Annotated in this window: 15 protein-coding genes; 6 read left to right on the top strand and 9 right to left on the bottom strand. The window is 69.0% G+C overall.

Annotation, left to right across the window (positions count from 1 at the left end):
• Window position 1: 1 nt before the first annotated feature.
• A complete protein-coding gene (locus EGT29_RS09710) occupies window positions 2–1,150 on the bottom strand; it encodes a PrpF domain-containing protein (RefSeq protein ID WP_124688832.1) in 1,149 nt (382 codons plus the stop codon).
• Window positions 1,137–1,907, bottom strand: a complete 771-nt coding sequence (locus tag EGT29_RS09705) for an RNA methyltransferase (RefSeq protein WP_124688831.1) — start codon at window positions 1,905–1,907, stop codon at window positions 1,137–1,139. Before EGT29_RS09705 ends, EGT29_RS09710 begins: the two co-directional genes overlap by 14 nt.
• A 54-nt stretch (window positions 1,908–1,961) precedes the next feature.
• Between EGT29_RS09705 and EGT29_RS09700 the strand changes: the two genes are divergently transcribed.
• The 4 genes from EGT29_RS09700 (at window position 1,962) to cls (ending at window position 5,903) form a co-directional block, all read left to right on the top strand.
• The gene (locus EGT29_RS09700; RefSeq protein ID WP_124688830.1) at window positions 1,962–2,777 is read left to right on the top strand and encodes an inositol monophosphatase family protein; all 816 of its coding nucleotides are present in this window, start codon (window positions 1,962–1,964) and stop codon (window positions 2,775–2,777) included.
• 145 nt (window positions 2,778–2,922) lie between these two features.
• Complete coding sequence (locus tag EGT29_RS09695) at window positions 2,923–3,735, top strand: undecaprenyl-diphosphate phosphatase (RefSeq protein ID WP_124688829.1); 813 nt, start codon at window positions 2,923–2,925, stop codon at window positions 3,733–3,735.
• 130 nt (window positions 3,736–3,865) lie between these two features.
• Window positions 3,866–4,453: a GTP cyclohydrolase II gene (gene ribA / locus EGT29_RS09690; protein WP_202865630.1), complete on the top strand. Its 588-nt coding sequence runs from the start codon at window positions 3,866–3,868 to the stop codon at window positions 4,451–4,453.
• 10 nt (window positions 4,454–4,463) lie between these two features.
• On the top strand, window positions 4,464–5,903 hold the full coding sequence (gene cls, locus EGT29_RS09685; protein WP_124688827.1) for a cardiolipin synthase: 1,440 nt from the start codon (window positions 4,464–4,466) through the stop codon (window positions 5,901–5,903).
• A 13-nt stretch (window positions 5,904–5,916) separates the two neighbouring features.
• Here the strand turns inward: cls and EGT29_RS09680 are convergent, their stop codons facing one another.
• Both EGT29_RS09680 and gshA read right to left on the bottom strand, forming a co-directional pair.
• Window positions 5,917–7,581, bottom strand: a complete 1,665-nt coding sequence (locus EGT29_RS09680; RefSeq protein ID WP_124688826.1) for a Na+/H+ antiporter — start codon at window positions 7,579–7,581, stop codon at window positions 5,917–5,919.
• Window positions 7,582–7,645: 64 nt separating this feature from the next.
• Window positions 7,646–9,259 carry a glutamate--cysteine ligase gene (gene gshA / locus EGT29_RS09675; protein WP_202865606.1) on the bottom strand — a complete coding sequence of 538 codons (1,614 nt, stop codon included), beginning with the start codon at window positions 9,257–9,259 and terminating at the stop codon, window positions 7,646–7,648.
• A gap of 292 nt (window positions 9,260–9,551) precedes the next feature.
• Here gshA and EGT29_RS09670 point away from each other — a divergent pair, with 292 nt between their 5' ends.
• The gene (locus EGT29_RS09670; RefSeq protein ID WP_124692285.1) at window positions 9,552–11,120 is read left to right on the top strand and encodes a gamma-glutamyltransferase family protein; all 1,569 of its coding nucleotides are present in this window, start codon (window positions 9,552–9,554) and stop codon (window positions 11,118–11,120) included.
• 123 nt (window positions 11,121–11,243) lie between these two features.
• Window positions 11,244–11,657, top strand: coding sequence for a hypothetical protein (locus tag EGT29_RS09665; RefSeq protein ID WP_124688824.1), 414 nt, complete (start codon window positions 11,244–11,246; stop codon window positions 11,655–11,657).
• Window positions 11,658–11,725: 68 nt separating this feature from the next.
• Here EGT29_RS09665 and EGT29_RS09660 read toward each other — a convergent pair whose 3' ends face one another.
• The 5 genes from EGT29_RS09660 to glgX form a co-directional block, all read right to left on the bottom strand.
• Window positions 11,726–13,024 (bottom strand): solute carrier family 23 protein, encoded by a 1,299-nt coding sequence (locus tag EGT29_RS09660; protein WP_124688823.1) that lies wholly within the window; start codon window positions 13,022–13,024, stop codon window positions 11,726–11,728.
• Window positions 13,025–13,123: 99 nt separating this feature from the next.
• A complete protein-coding gene (treY, locus tag EGT29_RS09655) occupies window positions 13,124–15,802 on the bottom strand; it encodes a malto-oligosyltrehalose synthase (protein WP_124688822.1) in 2,679 nt (892 codons plus the stop codon).
• Complete coding sequence (gene malQ, locus EGT29_RS28725) at window positions 15,799–17,919, bottom strand: 4-alpha-glucanotransferase (protein WP_124688821.1); 2,121 nt, start codon at window positions 17,917–17,919, stop codon at window positions 15,799–15,801. Before malQ ends, treY begins: the two co-directional genes overlap by 4 nt.
• Complete coding sequence (gene treZ / locus EGT29_RS09645) at window positions 17,916–19,706, bottom strand: malto-oligosyltrehalose trehalohydrolase (RefSeq protein ID WP_124688820.1); 1,791 nt, start codon at window positions 19,704–19,706, stop codon at window positions 17,916–17,918. The genes malQ and treZ overlap by 4 nt, the downstream gene beginning before the upstream one ends.
• Window positions 19,703–21,790: a glycogen debranching protein GlgX gene (gene glgX / locus EGT29_RS09640; protein ID WP_124688819.1), complete on the bottom strand. Its 2,088-nt coding sequence runs from the start codon at window positions 21,788–21,790 to the stop codon at window positions 19,703–19,705. Before glgX ends, treZ begins: the two co-directional genes overlap by 4 nt.
• Window position 21,791 lies beyond the last annotated feature (1 nt).

Raw genomic sequence — 21,791 nt, 5'->3', positions numbered from 1 at the left:
CTTAGAACAGGCGGCCCGGGCCGGCGGGTACGTGCACCCAGCCGCTCATCAGGCAGCGTGCCGTGCGGGACACGGTGGCCCGCTCCAGTCCCCAGCCGTTCCCGTTGCTGACCACGGTCGCCCAGGCGGCCTGCACGCCGCTGGCATGGCCGATCCGGGTCGCCACGCCGGGCAGCGTACGCGCCACCTGCGATACCACCGATCCGGGCACGGCCGCCGCCACCGCCAGCGAAATCGCGCTGCGGGTCCCGAAGCCGCGCTGCATGCGCCCTTCCGCGATGCTCCGCGCCAGCACGTCGATGCTGTCGCGCGACACATCGCCGCCTCCCGCGCTCTTGTACGACATGGGCGGCGCCACCCAGACCAGTCTGGGCAGCGCCGCGCCCGGTTTCTCGGCGCGTGCGCGGGACATCAGACCCATGGCCACCGCCCCCGCGATCCGCACAGACTCGAGCCGGGCCAGCGTCTTGGCGTCGCGATTGAAGGTGTCGGGCTTCTCGCGGCCATGGAGCCCGAGGTCCGAGGCGCGCGCGAAAATGGCCGCCTCGTCGGTCCGGACCAGGCTGACCGGCAACGGCGCCATGCCCTCGACGTCCAGCACGTCCTGCACCCGCCCCGTGGGGAGCAGGCTGGCAGCGCCATCGTCGAGGAAGTCCAGCCGCACCTCGGCGGCGGGAAACGGCACGCCGTCCTCGGTGAAAATGCCGTCTTCCAGCACTTCCCCGCCGCGGACCTCGACATGGGCCGCCAGCCACCGCCCGGGATGCGGCTGCCAGATGCGCACCACCGTCGTGCCCTCGCGGGCCGGCACCAGCCCCTGCTGGATGGCATACGGCCCCACGGCCACCGCCAGGCTGCCGCCGTTGGTGGACCAGTCGATGACCGGACGGTCGATGGCGACCTGCCCGCAGCGGTATTCCACGTCGCAATCGTCGCGGCTGGAGGCATCCACCACCACGACCTTGCTGGTGGACGGACTGGCTCCGCCCATGCCGTCGGTCTGGCGGGAATACGGATCGGGGCTGCCCAGCACCCGCAGCAGCACGCGGTCGCGCTGCTCGGGGTCGCGGGGCAGGTCCCGGGCATTGAAGAACACGCCCTTGCTGGTTCCCCCACGCATATAGGCGGCGGGAATCTTAAGAACTGCCATGGGAAATCTTTCGGGATTGCGCGATCATTGCGGTGCATACCCCCCGCAACAGGTCGGTTTCCTCGCGGCTCAGGCCGGAGCGGGCGAAAAGGTGACGCATACGCGGCATCAGCTTCTTGGGATGCCTGGGATCCAGGTAGCCAACCGCGATCAGCGCCTGCTCCCAGTGGGCCAGCAGCGCCTCGACCGCCTCGCCCGAGGCCGGCTCGGCACGCGGGCCGGCCACCGCCAGCGCCTCGGCCCCCAGCAGCGCGTAGCGCAGCTCGTAGGCGGCCAGTTGCAGCGCCTGCGCCACATTCAGCGACGAATATTCGGGATTGGCCGGGATATGGCAGATCCGGTGGCACATGCCGACCTGCTCGTTGGTCAGGCCCGAGCGCTCGGTGCCCAGGACGACCGCCGCCTGGACCTCGCCCTGCCCGTCCGGGCTGCCGGCCAGGTGCTCGCGCACCAGCTCGGCGGCCTGGCGCATGTCGCAGGCCGGCGGACCGAGGTCGCGGTGGCGGGCGGTCATCGCGAACGCCATGGTCACGGGGGCCAGGGCCTCCTCCAGGGTGCCGCAGACGCGCGCGGCCGCCAGCACGTCGATGGCGCCGCTGGCCAGCGCGATCGCGTCCGGATGGGCCGGCGTATCGGGAATTCTCGGGTTGACCAGCACCAGGCGGGCGAACCCCATGGTCTTGATCGCCCGTGCCGCGGACCCCACATTTCCGGGGTGGCTGGGTTCGACCATGACGAAACTGACTCGGGAAAGCATGTGTCCTTTAAACTAGAGGGGTTTCACCAATTCCCAGCCCTTATCGGCTCTCTTATGCATCCCATGCTCAACACCGCCGTCAAGGCGGCCAGGCGCGCCGGCGCCATCATCAATCGCGCCAGCCTGGACCTGGATCTGGTCAAGGTGTCTCAGAAGGGACCGGGCGATTTCGTCACCGAAGTCGACAAAGCTGCGGAAGCGGCCATTGTTGAGATTTTGAAGACGGCCTACCCCGACCACGGAATTCTAGCCGAAGAGTCCGGCGAAGCCCTGGGCGCCGCCGATGCCAACGGCCAGCAGGAAAACCTCTGGATCATCGATCCGCTGGACGGCACGACCAACTTCATCCATGGCATGCCGGTCTACGCGGTCTCGATCGCGCTGATGCAGCGCGGCCAGGTCACCCAGGCCTGCATCTTCGATCCGTCGCGCAACGAGCTGTTCACCGCCACCCGCGGCGCCGGGGCCTTCCTGAACGACCGGCGCATCCGCGTCTCGCGCCGCACGCGCATGCCCGAGACCCTGATCGGCACGAGCTTCGCCCCGGACCCCAGCGGCAAGCGGCTGGCCCTGTGGACCAAGACCTTCGGCCAGATCTCGGCCACCACCTCGGGCGTGCGCCGCCAGGGGTCGTCGGTGCTGGACCTGGCCAACGTCGCCGCCGGCCGGCTCGACGGCTACTACGGCTGCGGCCTGAAGCCCTGGGACCTGGCCGCGGGCAGCCTGCTGATCCTCGAAGCGGGCGGCCTGATCGGCGATTTCGACGGCGAACAGGGCTGGATGCAGAGCGGCGAGGTCGCCGCCGCCACGCCCAAGGTCTTCCCCCAGCTCCTGTCCCTGCTGGAACCGCTCAAGGAAGCAAGGGGCTGAAACACCTCCCGCCTGGCCATCCCGCCGCCGGTTCTACAATGGCACCGGCCTCGCGGGGGCCCCGCCGGACCGGCCCCGGCCGTTCCCGGCTCCCCAGCCGCCACCCGCGCCCATCCATCTCGTCCGCCCGCGGACGCCGACACTCATGACCGAAAACACGCTGTACCTGATCAAAGCTTTCTTCCTCGGCATCATCGAGGGCCTGACCGAGTTCCTGCCGGTCTCCAGCACCGGCCACCTGATCCTGGTGGGAGACTGGATCCATTTCTTCTCCGGAGATGCCAAGGTATTCGAAGTCGTCATCCAGTTCGGCGCCATTCTGGCGGTCATCTGGATCTTCCGCGAGAAGGTCGCCCACATCCTGGCCGGCATCCTGACCGGCGACAAGTTCTCGCTGAAGTTCGCCCGCAACATCATCATCGCCTTCCTGCCCGCCGCCATCATCGGCGTGACCTTTCTGAAAGAGATCAAGACGGTGCTGTTCACCCCCGGGGTGGTCGCGACGACCCTGATCATCGGCGGCTTCATCATCCTGTTCGTCGAGCGCAAGCCCCAGGGCGAGGTCAAGACCCAGAACATCAGCGAGATCACCGGATTCCAGGCGCTGATGGTGGGCCTGGCCCAATGCCTGGCCATGATCCCCGGCACTTCGCGCTCGGGCGCCACCATCATCGGCGGCATGGCCGCCGGCCTCAAGCGCACCACCGCCACCGAGTTCTCGTTCTTCCTGGCCATGCCCACGATGCTGGCCGCCTCGGTCTTCGACGCCTGGAAGAACCACGAATCGCTGACCAGCAACGACGTCACCGCCATCGGCATCGGCTTCCTGGCGGCCTTCGCGGCCGCGCTGGTGGTGGTGCGGGCGTTGATGCGCTTCGTCGCCAATCATTCGTACCGCGTGTTCGGCTGGTATCGTATTGCCCTTGGAGCGATCATCATCCTCTGGATGAGCATCTGATCCCCCCTACGCGCTTACGCGCGCCCCCCAGGGGGCGATGCGGGTGGACCGGCAAAGCCGGATCCACCGCATCCTGGGTCCTCGGACGATGTCTCGGGGCAAGGCGCATGTCATGGAATACAGTAACGGTATGGTGACCATCAAGAACCGGGTTGTCGTTCCCCTTGAAGAGGGGGGGATTCCGCCGGAATTCATCACTTTCAACGGGATCACGGAGGAACACGTGGCCATCGTGTTCCCGCAGCTCAAGCCGGGCGGCATGCCGCCGCTGGTGCGCGTGCATTCGGAATGCCTGACGGGCGACGTGTTCGGATCGCAGCTGTGCGATTGCGGCCCGCAGTTGCACGAGGCGCTGTCGTGCTTCTCGCGCGAGGGCGGGATCCTGCTGTACCTGCGGCAGGAGGGGCGCGGCATCGGGCTGTATGCCAAGCTGTCGGCCTACGCCCTGCAGAAGAAGGGCCTGGACACGTTCGAGGCCAACCGGCACCTGAACCTGCCCGAGGACGCGCGCAGCTTCGAGCCCGCGGCGCAGATGCTCCAGGCGCTTGGCGTGGCGCGCATCCGGCTGCTGACCAACAATCCCGACAAGGCCAGCCAGCTCGAAGAACACGGCATCGACATCGAGAGCATCATTCCCACCGGGGTCTACCTGAACCCGAACAACCGCCGCTACCTGGAAGCCAAGGTGCGCCACAAACAGCACACCATCCCCCTGTAGCCCTCGCGCCATGGCCCAAGCCGACCTGCACCATCACCTGATCAATGCATGGTCCGTGGGTTGGGCCCTGTACATCGCCAGCGTCACGGTGTGGATCGTGCTGCAGAAACGTCCACCGCTGTCCACCGTGCTGTGGATACTGGTGCTGGCGCTGCTGCCCTACGTGGGCTATGCCGTCTACTACTTCTTCGGTCCGCAGCGCCTGAAGCGGCGGCGCCTGAAAAGGCTGCGCAGCCGCCTGCTGATCGCCAGCCAGACCGAGCGCGCGCTGCTGCGCGAACATGACCACGACACACCGCTGCCAGTGGCCCGCATGGCGGCGCTGGCCCGCTCCACCAGCGACATCCCCTTGTCCTCGGCCACCGACGTGCAACTGCTGGTGGGAGGCGGACAGACCTACGGCGCCTTCATGGAGGCCATCACCGAAGCGCGCCACCATGTCCACCTCGAGTTCTACATCTTCAAGCCCGACCGCATCGGCACCGCGATACGCGACCTGCTGATCGAGAAGGCGCGCCAGGGCGTGACGGTGCGCCTGCTGGTCGACGCGCTCGGCTCCGAGCGCCTGGGACGGCGCTTCCTGGCGCCGCTGCGCGAGGCCGGCGCCCAGGTCGGTTTTTTCCACGACGTCCGCATCGGCCGCCGCTGGCGGCCCGTCACCAACTATCGCAATCATCGCAAGATCCTGATCTGCGACGGCAAGGTCGGCTTCACCGGCGGACTGAACGTGACGGACGACGAGGACGAACGCGTGCGCCCGGACGCCTATCATGACGTGCACCTGCGTGTGGAAGGCGGAGCCGTGCGCTGGCTGCAGATGGTATTCCTGGAGGACTGGGCCTACACCACCGGCCAGCGCGCCGACGACTGTGAGCTTGACGCGCTGCTGCCCGAGGTGCCGGGAGGACCGCATCAGTTGCAGATCCTGACGTCCGGCCCCATGGACCCCCGCCAATCCATCCACCGCGCGCTGGTCGCCGCCATCAACGCGGCAACCGAACGCGTGTGGCTGACCACGGCCTACTTCGTTCCCAGTGAAGCGGCGCTGCTAAGCCTGACGAACGCCGCGCACAAGGGCCTGGACGTGCGCCTGCTGGTCCCCCGGCGCAGCGACTCGCTAGTGGTGACCGCGGCCTCGCGTTCGTATTTCGACGAATTGCTGGAAGCAGGCGTCAAGGTATGGGAATACCGGGACCGGATGCTGCATTCCAAGACCCTGGTGGTGGACGATACCTATTCGTTCATCGGCACGGCCAACTTCGACAACCGCAGCTTCGAACTCAATTTCGAGGTCACCGCCCTGGTCTACGGCGAGGACATGGCCCGCCAGCTGGGCCGGCAGTTCGAACTCGACCTGCGCCACGCGGCCCGTGTCCCCAAGGACAGGCCATCGCCCTTCGTCCGCCGCCTGTTCGACGCGTCGGCGCGGCTGTTTTCGCCGATGCTGTAGGGCCTGCCGCCGCTCAGTGCTTGCTGACCAGCGTCCCGGACAGCCAGTTCTCGGCCATGTCCACGTCGCGCAGCAGCACGGCGAACACGTCGTCGTCGATCAGGCGCGCATCGCGCAGCCGGTACAGCTCGGTGCGCTGGGCGTAGATCGCGGCCATGCGCAGGTCGCGTTCGAAATTGCGATGCTGGTTGGCCCGCAGCGCGATCTCGGCCGTGTCGCTCTCGGCATCGATGCGGTTGCGGTAGATCTGGGCCAGCATGGCGGCGATGTCGGCCAGCATGGCCTTCGCGTCGTCGTCGGTCAGTTCCCTGTCCATGCGGACCTGTGCCTGCTCCAGGCCGGTTTGCGCGGCCTGCGCCAGGTGCAGCCGCGCTTCGCGTTCTTCCTTTTCCTTCATGGTCTCGACCGGTGTCGGAACCCTGGGCAGCACCAGCGGCAGCAAGGAACTGCCCAGCAGCAGCGAGCACAGGATCACGCCCGTCGCCAGGAAGATCAGCAGGTCGCGGCCGGGAAACGGCACGCCGGCGGAGATTTCCAGCGGCACCGTCAGCACGCCCGCCATCGTGATCGAGCCGCGCACCCCGGACAGCGATGTCGTCAGGATCACCCAGGCGTTGACCCGGCGCACCGGCGAGCCCTGCAACAGCATGCGAAAGCTCTTCAGATGGTAGGTGACCCACACCCACAGGAAACGCAGCGCGATCAGCGCCACCGTGATCGCCACCACATAGGCGAACAGGTGCCAGACCGGCACGTTGCCCGCCTCTCTCGCGTCGGCGTGCGCCAGCCCGATGACGCTGGGCAGTTGCAGCCCCAACAGGATGAAGGTCATGCCGTTGAACACGAATTCCAGCATGGACCAGACGCTGTTGCTTTGCAGCCGCATGGCCGACGACCCCTGCCCGGATTCGGTATAGGTCATGGCGATGCCCGCCGCGACGGCGGACAGGATGCCGGACACGCCGAAATGCTCGGCCACCAGGTAGGCCGCGAACGGCGTCAACATCAGCAGCACGACCTGGATGGCCGGCTCGTCGTCGGTCCAGCGCGCCACCATCCTGCGGCCCAGGCTCAGCAGCCATGCCAGGGCGCCGCCCACGGCCAGGCCGCCCAGGGCGATGACGAGAAAACTCAGGCTGGCCTGCCACAGCGAAAACGAGCCGGTCAGGATCGCCGCGATCGCGAACTTGAAGGCCACCAGGCCCGAGGCATCGTTCATCAGGCTTTCGCCTTCCAGCACGTGCTGCAGCTTGGTGGGAAGCCTGTTCTTGCCGACGATGGCCGATACCGCCACCGCGTCGGTGGGGGACAACACCGCGCCCAGCGCGAAGGCCACGGGTAGCGAGATCGCGGGTATCAGCCAGTGGATGAAGTAGCCCACGCCGACCACGGTGAAGATCACCAGGCCCAGCGCCAGGGCGAGAATGGGGCCCCGCAACTGGTACAGCTGGCGCTTGGGAATGCGCCAGCCATCGACGAACAGCAGCGGCGGGATGAACAGCAGCAGGAACAGCTCGGGATCGAACCTCACCTTCAGACCGAAGGCCGGCGCCGCCAACAGCGCGCCGATGGCGATCTGGAACAGGGGCAGCGGCAACCGTATCGGAGAAAGCCTGGACACCACCCCCGACATCGCCACTGCCAGCAGCAGCATCAGTACGGTGAAGACGATTTGCATGGAAACGCGGCCTGGCGAGGAAAAACCGTCGTCAAGCCTACCACCAAACCGGGCCGGCCCCGGCCTACTTGCCCAGCAGGCCGGCCTGGTAGGCCGCCACGAATTCGCCGAAGTCGCCGGTCTGCACGCGTTCCAGTTCGCGCTGCTCGGCCAGGGAGCGGTCGGCCAGCGCGCGGAAACCGGCCAGTTGCTCGCCGGTGCAGGGCTGGGCGCGGAAGTGCTCCGCATGCTGGCGGCTGGTTTCCAGCATGAAGGCCTGGAACGTCATCCCGCTGGCACGCAGGGCCTCGAGCACGCGGGCCGACGGCGTTTGTTCGGGCGCCTCGACCTTGGCGCGCTGCGCCGCCACCGAGGCGGCATAGCCGGTTTCGCCATGGACCCGATCGAGCAGGTCGGCACAGGCCGCGATGCGATCGAGCAGTTCGTCGGCCCATGCGCGCAGGCCGATTTCCTTGCCGTCGCGGTTCAGGGTCAGGCCAGGCTGGCGGCCCTGCTTGACCACGGTCAGGAAATTGTTGGCGCTAAGCCGGCAATGTCCGCCGTCGCCGAACAGCGGGCTTTCCTGCAGCGTGCAATACAGCAGGAAGGCATCCAGGAAGCGGCTGGTCGTTTCGTCCATGCCCACGGGCAGGAACGGATCGATGTCCATGCAGCGCACCTCGACGTACTGCACGCCGCGTTCGGCCAGCGCGCGCAGGGGCCGCTCGCCGCTGCGGGCGACGCGCTTGGGCCGGATGCTCGAATAGTATTCGTTCTCGATCTGCAGGATGTTGGTGTTCAGCTGCACCCATTCGCCGTCGCGCACCGTGCCGATCTTCTCGTACTCGGGCCAGGGCGTGCTGACCGCTTCGTACAGGCGCGCGACATAGGTCGACAGGTCGTTGTAGCAGGGCTTCAGGCCGGCCTGGGCCTTGTTCTGGTAGCCCAGGTCGCTCATGCGCAGGCTGGTGGCGTGGGGCAGGTACAGCGTCTGCGCGTCCAGTTGCTCGAGCCGGTGCGGCCGGCCCTGCAGGAAATCGACCGCCAGCGCGGGCGAGGCGCCAAACAGGTACATCAGCAGCCAGCTGTAGCGGTTGAAGTTGCGTATCAGCCCGACGTAGCGGGCCGACTGGCGGTCCTTGTCCGAGATGCCGGCGGGTTCGCCGGCGTCGGCCAGCAGCGGCCAGAGTTCCTCTGAGAACGAGAAATTGAAGTGGATGCCGGCGATGCACTGCATGGCCTTGCCGTAGCGATAGGCCAGGCCGCGCCGGTACACGTGCTTGAGCATGCCGATGTTGGACGTCCCGAACCACGCGATGGGAATGTCCTTCTCGGGCGGCAGTCCGCACGGCATGGACTGGCTCCACAGCAGTTCGCCGTCCAGCTCGCCATAGACGAAACGGTGGATGTCGCGCAGTTCGCCCAGCAGCGACTCGTGGCTGGCATGGGTGCCCGTGATCAGCTCGATCAGGGCTTCCGAATAGTCCGTGGTAATGCTGGGGTGCGTCAGCGCGGCGCCCAGGGCGGCCGGATGCGGGGTCATCGCCAGGTGTCCCCGGGGGTCGACGCGCAGGCTTTCTCGTTCTATGCCATGAAGCCTGCGGGCCAGCACGGCGCGATGCGCGGGCTGGTCCAGCAACGCCAGGCGGCGGTCTAGCAGATCACTCACGGATGTCCTTGAATTCGTACGGCCTCGCATGGCCGCGGCCGGCATGGGCGTGTTTATATCCCAATTGCCGCCCGCGCGCCTACGCGGCAGGGCGGCACATTATAGGTGTGGGGCCGGGTGCCCCTGGAATTCCCTTACAGGCTTGCGTTCTTTTCGGGACTCGTCCCGGCCAAGCATACTCCGGCCGGCCCCCCTGCCCTGCGCGCCCCGGGAAAATGCTCCGCGCACGCCCGGTCTGGGCCACAATCACGCTTTCCACAGTTCAGGGAATGCGTCGATGTCGCTCTCGTTCAGCCCCAATCCCGTACGCGGCAGCCGCGCCATGGCCGTCGCTCCGCACGCACTGGCCTCGCAAAGCGCGCTGGCCGTCATGCGCGAAGGCGGCAATGCCGTCGAAGCGATGATCGCGGCGGCCGCCACCATCGCGGTGGTATATCCGCACATGAACAGCATGGGCGGGGACGGATTCTGGCTGATCAGCCGCCCGGGCCAGCCGCCGCTGGCGCTGGAAGCCTGCGGCGCGGCAGCCGCCGCCGCGGACATCGCCTCGTACCGCGACCGCGGCCTGAACACGATCCCGTTCCGCGGCGGCCTGGCGGCCAATACCGTGGCCGGCACGGTGTCGGGCTGGAACGCCGCCCATGAATGGTCGCGCCGCGAACTCGGCGGCCGCCTGCCGCTGTCGCGCCTGCTGGCCGATGCCATCGACTATGCCCGCCGCGGCATGCCGGTCACCGCCAGCCAGGCCGCCTGCACCCAGGCCAAGCGCGAGGAGCTGTCGTCCATTCCCGGATTCGCCGACACCTTTCTTCCCGGCGGGCAGGCGCCGGCCACGGGTTCGCCGTTCCGCCAACCCCGACTGGCCGATACCCTGGAACACCTGGCGCGCAGCGGCCTGGACGATTTCTACCGGGGCGCGCTGGCCGAGACCATCGCCCGCGACCTGGCCAACGTCGGCAGCCCGCTGGCCGCGGCCGACCTGGCCGCGCACCAGCCCGTCTGGAAGACGGCGCTGGTGCTGGAACACAGCCTCGGCAAGGTCTACAACGTGCCACCGCCCACCCAGGGCCTGGTGTCGCTGTTGATCCTGGGGCTGTTGGACCGCCGCCTGCCCCGGGACCTGGACCCCGCCGGCGCCGACTACGTCCATCTTTGCGTCGAGGCGACCAAGCTGGCCTTCGGCGTGCGCGACGCCCACATCACCGACCCGGCGCACATGGACGTCGATCCGCAGTCGCTGCTGGCCCCCCGGGAGCTGGACGCCATGGCCGCCCGGATCTCCACGCAACAGGCCGTCCCCTGGGGCCAGGGCAAGGGGCCGGCCGACACGATATGGATGGGCGCGGTCGATGCCGAGGGTGTCGCGGTCAGCTTCATCCAGAGCATTTATCACGAGTTCGGCAGCGGCGTCGTGCTGTCCGGATCCGGCATCAACTGGCAGAACCGCGGATGCAGCTTCTCGCTCGACCCGCGTTCGCGCAATCCGCTCATGCCCGGCCGCAAGCCCTTCCACACGCTGAATCCGGCCATGGCCCACCTGGCCGACGGCCGCACGCTGGTCTACGGCAACATGGGCGGCGACGGCCAGCCGCAGTCGCAAAGCGCCGTCTTCACCCGCGTCGTGCACTTCGGCATGAATCCCCAGGCCGCGGTGGACGCGCCCCGCTGGCTGCTCGGCCGTACCTGGGGCCAGTCGTCGGACACCCTGAAGCTGGAATCGCGCTTCGACGCGGCCACGGCCGAGGCCCTGCGGGCGCGTGGGCACGAGGTCGAGATGCTGCGTTCCTACGACGAGACCATGGGCCATGCCGGTGCGATCCTGCGGCATGCCGACGGTACGCTGGAGGGCGGCGCCGACCCGCGCAGCGATGGCTCGGTGGCGTCATGGTAGAGGTAGAGGTGAAGGCGAAGCCGATTACCAACGGACAAGATTCCACGTAAAACCTTACACAGCGCGGCCGCGAAGCCGACTAGATTGAAAGGCGTGGTGTTTTCGATCTACGAGGAGCACGCGATGAAGCATACCGATTACGCGGTGCAGCCCCCCCATGGGGGCCGCATTTCTTCCCGGGGCGGCCCCGGGGTGAAACACTTCGTCCTGGCCATCGGGCTGGCCGGCTGCTGCGCCGCGGCATACGCCCAGCAGGCCCCGACGCGGGACCAGGCCACCCAGGCCTTGCAGAACGCCATGCAAAGGGAAATCCAGTCCATGAACAACCAGCAGGGCTTCGACAGCCCCTCGGCGACCAGCATGACGCGCTCGCTGGAGGTCAAGGCCCTGGACAATTGCAGCGCCTCGAGCGCCCAGAGCGTGACCTGCGACGTCACGACCAGCGCCGACGTCAAGGGCAATCGCCGCGAGGGCACCCACCGCTACGAGTTCTACCAGCAGGGTGGCCGCTGGGAGGCACGGCTTCCGGCCTCGTGACGGCGCCTGCCGTTGCCCGATGAACCGGCGCGGCCGGCACGCCTTGCGCGTGTCGGCCGCGTTGGCGTTCAGCGCTTGCGCGTCCCCGCCAGCAAGGCGTTGAGCAGGATGGCGCCGAAGGTGGCGGTGCCGATGCCACCCAGCGCGAAGCCGCCGAAATGCAGGGTGAAATCGCCCGTGCCCAGCACCAGCGTGACCGCGGCCACGATAAGGTTGCGGTTGTCGGAGAAATCGACCCGGTTCTCGACCCAGATCCGCGCGCCGGCGACGGCGATCAGGCCGAACACCACGATGGACACGCCGCCCAGCACCGGCCCGGGAATGGTCTGGATGACCGCGCCGAACTTGGGCGAGAATCCCAGCAGGATGGCGATCAGCGCGGCAATGACGAACACCAGCGTCGAGTAGATGCGGGTGACGGCCATGACGCCGATGTTCTCGGCGTAGGTGGTCAGGCCGGTGCCTCCCACGCTGCCCGACAACATGGTCGCGACGCCGTCGCCGACGAAGGCGCGGCCCACGTAGCGGTCCATGTTGTAGCCCGTCATGGCGCTGACCGCCTTCAGGTGTCCCAGGTTCTCGGCCACCAGGATCACCGCCACCGGCGCGATCAGGATCATGGCGTCCAGCTTGAACACCGGCGCCGTGAAGTTGGGCAGCCCGAACCACGCGGCCTGCGCGACCGGCGTGAAATCGATGGGCTTGCCCAGTCCCATGCCGTTGGTCAGCAGCGCGTAGAGCACGTAGGCGAGCAGCAGGCCGGCCAGGATCAGCAGGCGTTGCAGCATGCCGCGCGTGAAGACCGCGACGATCCCCACGCACAGTACCGTGGCCAGCGCCATCCAGGCGTCGAAGGTGTTGGCGGTGACGCCCTTGACCGCGATCGGCGCCAGGTTCAGGCCGATGACGGCCACCACCGCGCCCGTGACCACGGGCGGCATGAAACGCTCGATCCAGCCCGAGCCGGAGGCCATCACCACCAGCCCGATCAGCGCGTAGACGACGCCGCAGGCGATGATGCCGCCCAGCGCCACGGCGATGTTGCCGTTCAGCCCGGCCCCCCCGTATCCGGTCACCGCGATCACCAGCCCGATGAAGGCGAAGCTGGACCCCAGGTAGCTGGGCACCCGGCCCCCGACCACCAGGAAGAACAGCAGCGTGCCGATGCCCGACATGAAGATCGCCAGATTGGGATCGAAACCCATCAAGAGCGGCGCGAGCACGGTGGAGCCGAACATCGCGACCACGTGCTGCACGCCCATGGCGAGCATCTGCGGCCACGGCAGACGCTCGTCGGGCGCGATGACGCGCCCCGCCTCCAGGCTGCCTGGCTGTTCGCGCCAGGCCGGAAAGTAAGAACCCGCCATAGATACACTCCCTCTCTTTATTTTGGTTTTTGCCCACAGGGGGCAGCGCAAGTGTAGAGGTTCCCCCGGCCCGGCGGGTGGTCGGCGGCCAACGCGGGATCAGGCGTACATCAGGGCGACCGGGAAGGCGGCCAGCACGTCTGCCACCCGCACCGCCCCGTCGGCCACGGCGCAGGAGCGGCCGTCCAGGACGTTGTGCAGGGTGCCGTCGCGGGCAAGGCCGGACAGGTCGATGAACGTGTCGCCCCAGGCCCGTGGCGGGACGTGGGGGACCGGCGAAGCGCCCGAGGCCAGCACCAGCGCCGAGGCGTGCAGCGGCACGACGACCACGGCGTAGCGGTCGTCGTGGCGGCGCGCGAAGGCCAGCACGGCATCCTGGGCGTCGCCGTGCGCCGCCAGCGGCAGGTAGTCGCCGCGTCGGAACAGCTCGGGATCCCGCTGGCGCAGCGCCAGGGCGCGCCGGATCAGCTGGAACTTGACGTGGCCGTCGCGCCAGCCCGCCACCAGCGCGGCGGCGTCGGCATCGGCCTCCAGCGCGGCGCGGCGGCGACCATCGTCCACCGGCCGGCGGTTGTCCGGATCGACCAGGCTGAAATCCCAGAACTCCGTGCCCTGGTAGAGATCCGGCACGCCCGGCGTGGCCAGCCGCAACAGGGTCTGGGCCAGGCCGTTCAGGGCACCCGCCGCGCCGGCGCGCGCCACGAAGGCCGACAGCTCCAGCAGGCTGCGGCCGTTGCGGCGGGGATCGAGCACGGCACGCAGAAAGGCGTCGCAGGCCTGTTCGTAGGCATCGGCGGGCGCCACCCAGCTCGAACGCAGCTTGGCCTCGCGCAGGGACTTGGTCTGCCACTCGCCCACCCGGTCCGCCAGCGCCGCGATGCCGGCCTCGTCGACGATGGCCAGATCCAGGGGCCAGGCGCCGAACAGCGTCTGATACAGCATGTATTCGTCCGCCCGCGCCGGACGCGGCCCTTCGCGTGCCATGAAGGCCTCGTGGCGGCGCATCCATGACTGCACCAGCCGCAGCCATTCGTCGGCGAGTTCGCTCAGTACCGCCAGGCGCGCCCGGGCATCCTCCCCACGCTTGTGGTCATGGGTGGCGGTGGCCAGCATCGCGTCGGGGAAACGCGCGGCCCGCGCCAACACCTTGCGGTGGAAGCCTTCGGCATCCAGCGCGAACACGCCGGGGTCGGAACCGACCTCGTTGCGCGACAGCAGCCGCCCATAGCGGTAGAAGCCGGTGTCCTCCACGGACTTGGCCGCCAGCGGCGCCGTCAGTTGCTGGAACCGGCGCAGGGCCTCCCTGCGCCAGGCCCGCAGCGCCGGCGTGGCCGGCGCGTCCGGAACCTGCCCCAGCCATTGCGCCAGCAGATCCAGCAGCCCATGGTCGGCGCGCCGCAGGGCTTGCCGTGCCCCCTTGCAGGCGATGCCCATGGCCACGTCGTCGGCCGCCAGGGGTGTCTCGCCTCCCACGTAGGTCCGGTAGACGGGAAAATGCACCAGCAGTTCGGTCAGCACCCGGCGGATGGCCGGCGCCCCCCAATCGCGGGTGGAAAGATCGGCGCGCGCAATGCCGTGCAGCACACGCACCAGCGCGTCGCACTCGCCCGCGAAGCTTTGGGCGACCAGCCGGCGCCGCACGTCCAGCACCAGGGCGCGAAAGCCGCGCGCCTCGCCCGAGACGGCCTCCCATTGGGCGGTCAGCCGGGCTTCGCCTTCGGGATGGTGCAGCAGCGCGCCGACGTCGTTCATGAAGTCGTAGCCGGTGGTTCCGTGCACGCGCCAGCTCGCGGGCAGCGGTTCGTCGGATGCCAGGATCTTCTCGACCACGATGTAGGGTACGTCGCGTGGGCAGCCCGGCGGCCGGTCGGCGTCGAGCGCGGCCAGGTTTTCGCGCAGGTAGCGGCAATAGGCCTCGGGATCGGCCAGGCCATCGATGTGATCGACGCGCACGCCATCGATGAGGCCTTCGGCGTACAGGCGAAACGGCAGCGCATGGATGGCCTCGCGCGTGTCTTCCCTTTCCGCGCGCACGCCGATCAGGTCGCTGACCTCGAAGAAGCGCCGCCAGTTGATTTCCTCGGCCGCCGTGCGCCACCACGCCAGCCGATAGTGCTGGCGCTCGAGCAGCGCGTGCAGACGCGCCCTGCCCTCGGGCCGCGCGGCATCGTAGGCCCCGGGCGGCTGGGTCGCGACCTCGGCCGCGCAGTCGGGAGTGATCGGAAAGCGCGCATCGAAATAGGCGATGACGGATTCGCCCGTCTCCTCGTCTGGCCGTACCGACAGGTCGCCGGAAGCCAGGACCCGGCCATACTGGTCTCCCAGGAAGGGAGCCAGCACCTTGCCGCATAGCGCCGGGTCGGCCGGCTCCCAGTCGATATCGAAGAATTCCGCATAGGGGCTGGCGCGCCCGAGCTTGAGCACGCTCCACCACCAGGCGTTGTCCCGCCCCACGCCCATGTGATTGGGCACGATGTCCACGATCAGCCCCATGCCGTGCTCGCGCAGCCGCGCCACCAGTTCGCGCAGGCCATCCTCGCCGCCCAGCTCCGGACTCACGCAGCCATAGTCCACGGTGTCGTAGCCGTGCATGGACCCGGGCCGCGCGCGCGTGATGGGCGAGGCGTACAGGTGGCTGATGCCGAGCGCGTGGAAATAGCCGACCTGCGCGGCCGCGGCCTCGAAAGGGAAGCCTGCATGGAACTGCAGGCGCGCCGTGGCGCGCGGCACGCCGCAGGTGACGGTGCCCGCCCGCCTGGCAGAAGTGGCTGCGCTCATGGCCGTCCCCTCGTCCTGGCCAGCAAGGCGGCGCGGCCGGCCGCGCCGGGTTCCTCGAACAGCGACTCCACGGGCAGCGGCATGCGGCGGCGCCAGTTGGGATGGGTATCGATGGTGCCCGGCAGATTGGGCTGTTCCGCAACGCCCAGCATGTCCTCCAGCGGCACCACCACCAGCGGCGCCGGCGTCCGCGCCACGAAATCGAGCACCTGGGTCACCGGCGCCTCCGGCGGAACCGGCCCGCCGGCGTCCACCAGGCCGGCACGGCCCAGGTCCTCCCACAACCGGGTACGGTCCTGTCCGCGCTCCGCTTCTTCGGTTCCGGCGTCGCGCCCCTCGGCCAGCAGGCCCAGTTCCGCGCGCCAATGGATGTCGGTGCCGCGCCACCATCCCGTCACCGTCGGCAGGTCGTGCGTGGTGGTGGTAGCGAGCGCCTGCCGCGACCAGTCGCCGGGCGCCTTGAACGGCGCGCCCGGCCAGCCCCCTTCGCGGGTGAACCACAGCACGTCCATGCCCAGCATGCCCGCGCGCGCGATCTGCTCGTTGAAACCCTCGGGCACGGTGCCGAGGTTCTCGCCGATCACGATGGCGCGATGGCGCCACGACTCCAGGGCGACCAGACGCATCATGTCCTGGAAGGGATAGCGCACATAGGCGCCTTCGTCCGGCGAAGCGCCCTCGGGCACGAGCCACATGCGCGACAGGCCCAGGGCATGGTCGATGCGCACGCCTCCCGCGTGCGCCAGGCTGGCCCGCAGGAGTTCGATGAAGGCGCGGTAGCCGTTCGCGGCCAGGGCGCGCGGCGAGAATGCCGTCAGCCCCCACGCCTGGCCGCGGGGATTGAAGATGTCCGGCGGCGCGCCGGGCGAGAGCCGGGCCAGCACTTCTTCCTGCCGTGCCCAGGCATGGCTGCCCGAGGGGTCCGTGCCGACCGCCAGGTCCGAGATCAGGCCGACGGGCATGCCGGCCCGGCGGGCGGCGACCTGGACGTCCCCCAGCCCGCGCGCGGCCAGCCATTGCAGAAAGACATGGAAGCTCACCTCGCGCTCGTGCTGCGCGGCAAAACGCGCGACCTCCGGGCTGGCGGGCGAGCGAAAGGCCGCGGGCCAGTGCCGCCAGCCCGACCGGTCCTGCGTCTGCGCCACACGCCAGGCGTGGATGGCCTCGAAGCGCGCGTGCGAGCGCAGCGGCTCGCCGCCCTCCCGCTCGAAGGCCTGGAAATCCTCGTGAAGAGGCGGCGGCGCATTGCGCGGGAAGTCATCGAACAAGGTCCGCAGCACGGCCAGCTTCGCCTGCCCGGCGGCCGGCCAGTCGATCAGGGGCAAGCCCGCCAGCCGCGACAGTTCGTCTCCCAGCCCTCGCGCCGAGACGGCGGCCAGCGCCTGCGGTCCGAACAAGGCGGCCGGATCCGCATACAGGACGTTCAGGAACAGCCTGCTGGAGGGGGCATAGGGGCTGTAGCGTCCCGGATCGGCGCTGAACATCGCATGCACCGGGCTCACGGCCAAGGCGGCCGCGCCCCGCGCGGCCGCCTGTTCGGCCAGCAGGCGCAAGGCGGTGAAATCGCCGAACCCCGCGCTGCCCACGGCGACCGATGCCTCGGCATCGCGGCGCAGGCCATAGAGCTGGACCCCCAGCGACCAGAGGCGGGCCGGCGCGCCATGCAGGGCGTCCTCGATGGCGAAGCAGCGGTCCGGCGCGACGGCCAGCGTGCAGGACGCCGCACCCAACTGCAGGGTGTGATAGCCGGGCCGATCCACGCCCGGCAGGACCAGCGCGCCGCTCGCGCCGCGCCGGGCGATGCCGCTCATCTTTCCGCCCTCCTCGAACAGCAGCTGGAACGGCAGTTCGTCCATGTCGCCGGTCCATGGCAATTCGATGGGCTCGCCCGGCGAGGCGGTCTTCAACGCGGGCAATCCTTGCGATCCTTCGCGCGCGAGCCGCGCCAGGCAATCGGCGACACACGCCGGCGTGTCCACCTCGAAACCGAGTTCGGCCAGCAGCGTACGCAGCACTTCCGGCGCCACGGCCTGTTCCCGGCCCATGGCGTCCCGCCAGTGCACGGCCACGCCGGCCGCGCCGGCCAGGCGTTCGAGGTCGTCATCCGGTCCGCTCATGGCGTCTGCGCCTCCGTCCAGGCAAGAGTACACGTGGGTTCCAGTTCGCCGTGCCGCAAGCCGCGTGCCAGCCCCTGGCGGCTCTCGAACAGCAGGTCGAAGGCCGATCCCGGTACCGTCGCCGCCACCGCGTCGTCGCCGAAGTTGGCGGCGATCGCCAGCACGCGGCCGTCGCCCAGGCTCCAGCGCGCCTCCACGCCACGTTCGCCCAGCGCCCGCGCCCACAGGGCCCGTGTCGCGTCCAGGCTGGGCATCAGCGCGTCGCGCCGGCAACGCAGCAGCGCCTGGTAGTACGCATACCAGTCCGCCGTGTCCTGGAACAGGCCGTGCCGGGATGCCTCGAAGGTCGATGGCTCGTTGGGATCCGGGATGGCGGCCCGCGCGGCCTCGTCGGCGAAGGCGGGAAAGCTCTCGAACTCCTTGCGCCGCCCTTCCCGTACCGCCGCGGCCAGGTCCGGACCGTGGCAGGTGAAGTACAGGAACGGCGTCTCCACGCCGTATTCCTCGCCCATGAAGATCAACGGGATCTGGGGCGCCAGCAGCACCAGCGCCACCGCCGCGCGCAGGGCCTGCACGCGCGCGCCCACCAGGGTCCGCAGGCGCTCGCCCAGCGCGCGGTTGCCGATCTGGTCGTGGTTCTGGAGGAACAGCACGAAGCTGGTGGGCGGCAGGTGGGCCGACGGCCGGCCCCGATGCTGGCCGCCGCGATGGGCCGATGCCTCGCCCTGGTAGACGAAGCCCTCGGCCAGGCAGCGCGCCAGCCGCGCCGCCGGCCGGTCGTCGTAGTCGCGGTAGTAGCCCTGCGTCTCGCCCGTCAGCAGCCGGTGCAGGACGTGGTGGCCGTCGTCGTTCCACTGCGCGTCGAACTCGTGCTCCAGCAGCGGCACCGCATTGCCATCGTGTTCGATGACCAGGTGCACGTGGCGCTGGCGGTCGGTCGCCTGCCGGATGGCATGGGCCATCTCCTCCAGCCAGTCCTGCTCGGCGATCGCATGCACCGCATCCAGCCGCAGGCCGTCGAAGCGGTATTCATGCAGCCAGTACGCCGCGTTGCCGGTGAAGAACTCCCGCACGGGCTTGCGGCGAAAGTCGATGGCCGGCCCCCACGGCGTATGCACGTCGTCGCGGAAAAAGGACGGCGCGTAGGCATGCAGGTAATTGCCGTCGGGTCCGAAGTGGTTGTAGACCACGTCCAGGAACACCATCAGCCCCAGGCCATGGGCCTCGTCGATCAGGGCCTTGAGCGACTCGGGCGTGCCATAGGCGCGGTCGGGCGCATAGGGCAGCACACCGTCGTAGCCCCAGTTCCGGGAGCCGGGAAAATCAGCGATGGGCATCAGTTCGATGACGGTCACGCCCAGCTCGGCCAGGCGCGGCAGGTGGCCGCGCACGCCGTCGAAGCCACCCATGGCGCCCACGTGCAGTTCGTAGATGACCGCCTCGCTCCAGGGCCGGCCGCGCCAGCGCGTGTTGCGCCACGGGTAGGCGGTTGGATCGACGACCACGCTGGCATCGTGCACGTCGCCGTCCTGCATGCGCGAGGCCGGATCCGGGACGGCGGTTCCGTCGGCCAGCCGATACCGGTAGCGCGTGCCGGCGCCGCGCGCCACCTCGACCTCGAACCAGCCTTCCCGCCGGGCCGGCATGGGAACGATGGACGCGTGCGCCGTGCCGGGATCCAGTTCCACCGACACGGCCTGCTGGCCCGGCGCCCACAGGCGAAAGCGCGTGCGGTCCGGTCCCAGCAGGCGTGCGCCGAATTTCTCTGCAAGCGGGGCCTTCTTCATGGCATGTTCATCCGGCAACCCAGCAACACCACGCTGCGCGGCGCCAGTTCCAGCGACATCTCCACCATCTCGGCCTCGGGCGCCTCCGGCCGGCTGCTGTCGACCAGCATGCGCCAGCGCACGACGGGCGCCGGCAAGGAGAAGGGAACGGGATGATCATGGCCGTTGACCAGCAGCAGCGTGACCTCGACGCGGCCGTCGTGGCGGGCGGCCCGGCGCAGCACCAGCGCGCGCCGGTGCGGATCGTTCCATGCGTGACTGTCGACCCGCTCCCCCCGCTCGTCGAACCAGCCGATCTCGGCCAGGCCTTCCTCGACGAAGTGGTAGTCCGCCATATAGCGCTCGCTGCGCAGCGACGGATATTCGTGCCGCAGCGCGGCCAGCCGCGCGACGAAAGCCGTCATCGCCCGGCCCTCGTCCGAGGCGGCCAGGCGCCAGTCGAACCACGATATCTCGTTGTCCTGGCAATAGGCATTGTTGTTGCCGAACTGGGTGCGGCCGAACTCGTCGCCGCCCAGCAGCATGGGCGTGCCGTGCGAACAGAACAGCGTCGCCAGCATGGCACGGGCCACCGTGGCGCGCGTCCCGAGCACGGCCGGATCCAGGGTCGGCCCCTCCACGCCCCAGTTGCTGCTCAGGTTCTCGTTGCTGCCGTCGCGCCCTTCTTCGCCGTTGGCCTCGTTGTGCTTGTGGGCATAGCTGACCAGGTCCGCCAGCGTGAAGCCGTCGTGCGCGGTAAAGAAATTGACCGAAGCCCAGGTGCGGCGATGGCGGCGGTTGAACAGGTCGCCCGAACCCGCCAGCCGCGTGGCCAGCTCCGGCCGCACGCCCTCGTCGCCGCGCCAGAAACGGCGCACGGTATCGCGGAAGCGGTCGTTCCATTCGGCGAATCCCGGCGGATGGTGGCCGACGTGATAGCCGTCGGGACCGATGTCCCAGGGCTCGGAAATCAGCTTGAGCCTCGAGAGCAGCGGATCCTGCAGCAGCGCGTCGAAGAAACCCGCACCGGGATCGAAGCCGCCGGCCTCGCGGCCCAGCGTCACGCCCAGGTCGAAGCGAAAGCCGTCCACGCGGAAAGCCTCGGCCCAGTAGCGCAGCGAGTCCATCACCATCTGCACCACCCGGGGATGCGACAGGTTCAGCGTGTTGCCGCAGCCCGTGTCGTTGACGTAGTGGCGCTCGTCGCCCGGCACCAGCCGGTAGTAGCTGGCGTTGTCCAGCCCGCGCCATGACAGCGTCGGCCCGGTCTCGCTGCCCTCGCAGGTGTGGTTGTAGACGACGTCCAGGATCACCTCGATGCCGGCCGCATGCAGGTTGCGCACGGCGGTCCGGATTTCGTGCAGCTCGTCGCGCGACAGATAGCAGGGTTCGGGCGCGAAGAAGGAAAGGCTGCTGTAGCCCCAGTAGTTGCGCAGGCCGCGCTCGACCAGGAAGCGGTCGTTGACGTGGGCATGAATGGGCAGCAGTTCGAGCGAGGTCACGCCCAGCGACAGCAGGTGGTCGATCAGCGCGGGATCGGTCAGCGCGCGAAAGGTGCCCCGTTCGATGGGCCTCATGTCCTCGCGCGAGATCGACATTCCCCGCACGTGAGCCTCGTAGATCACGGTCTGGCCCCACGGCCATTCCGGCCGCTGGTCCCCATGCCAGTCGAAGGCATCGTCCACCACCACGCACTTGGGAACTGCGGCGGCGCTGTCGCGGCGGTCCATGCCGCGCTCTTCGCGCCTGAAGCCGTGCAGCGCGTCGGTCCAGCGCAGCGAACCGGCCAGCTTGCGCGCATAGGGATCGATCAACAGCTTGTGGGGATTGAAGCGGTGGCCGTCCTGCGGCTCGTAGGGACCGAAGGCCCGATAGCCATACACCAGTCCGGGACCGGCGCGCGGCAGGTAGCCGTGCCAGACTTCGTCGGTGCATTCGGGCAGGGCCATGCGCGCGACTTCCTTGCGTCCCGACTCGTCGAACAGGCACAGATCGATCCGGTGCGCGTGCGCCGAGAACACGGCGAAGTTCACGCCCATCCCGTCGCAGTGCGCACCCAGGGGGTACGGGCGGCCGGGCAGCAGCCGGTCGGCGATGGCGCCCATG

Origin of the sequence: Pigmentiphaga sp. H8 (genome assembly GCF_003854895.1) — a bacterium.
Lineage (GTDB): Bacteria > Pseudomonadota > Gammaproteobacteria > Burkholderiales > Burkholderiaceae_B > Pigmentiphaga.
This window is presented reverse-complemented; position numbering and strand designations above follow the sequence as displayed.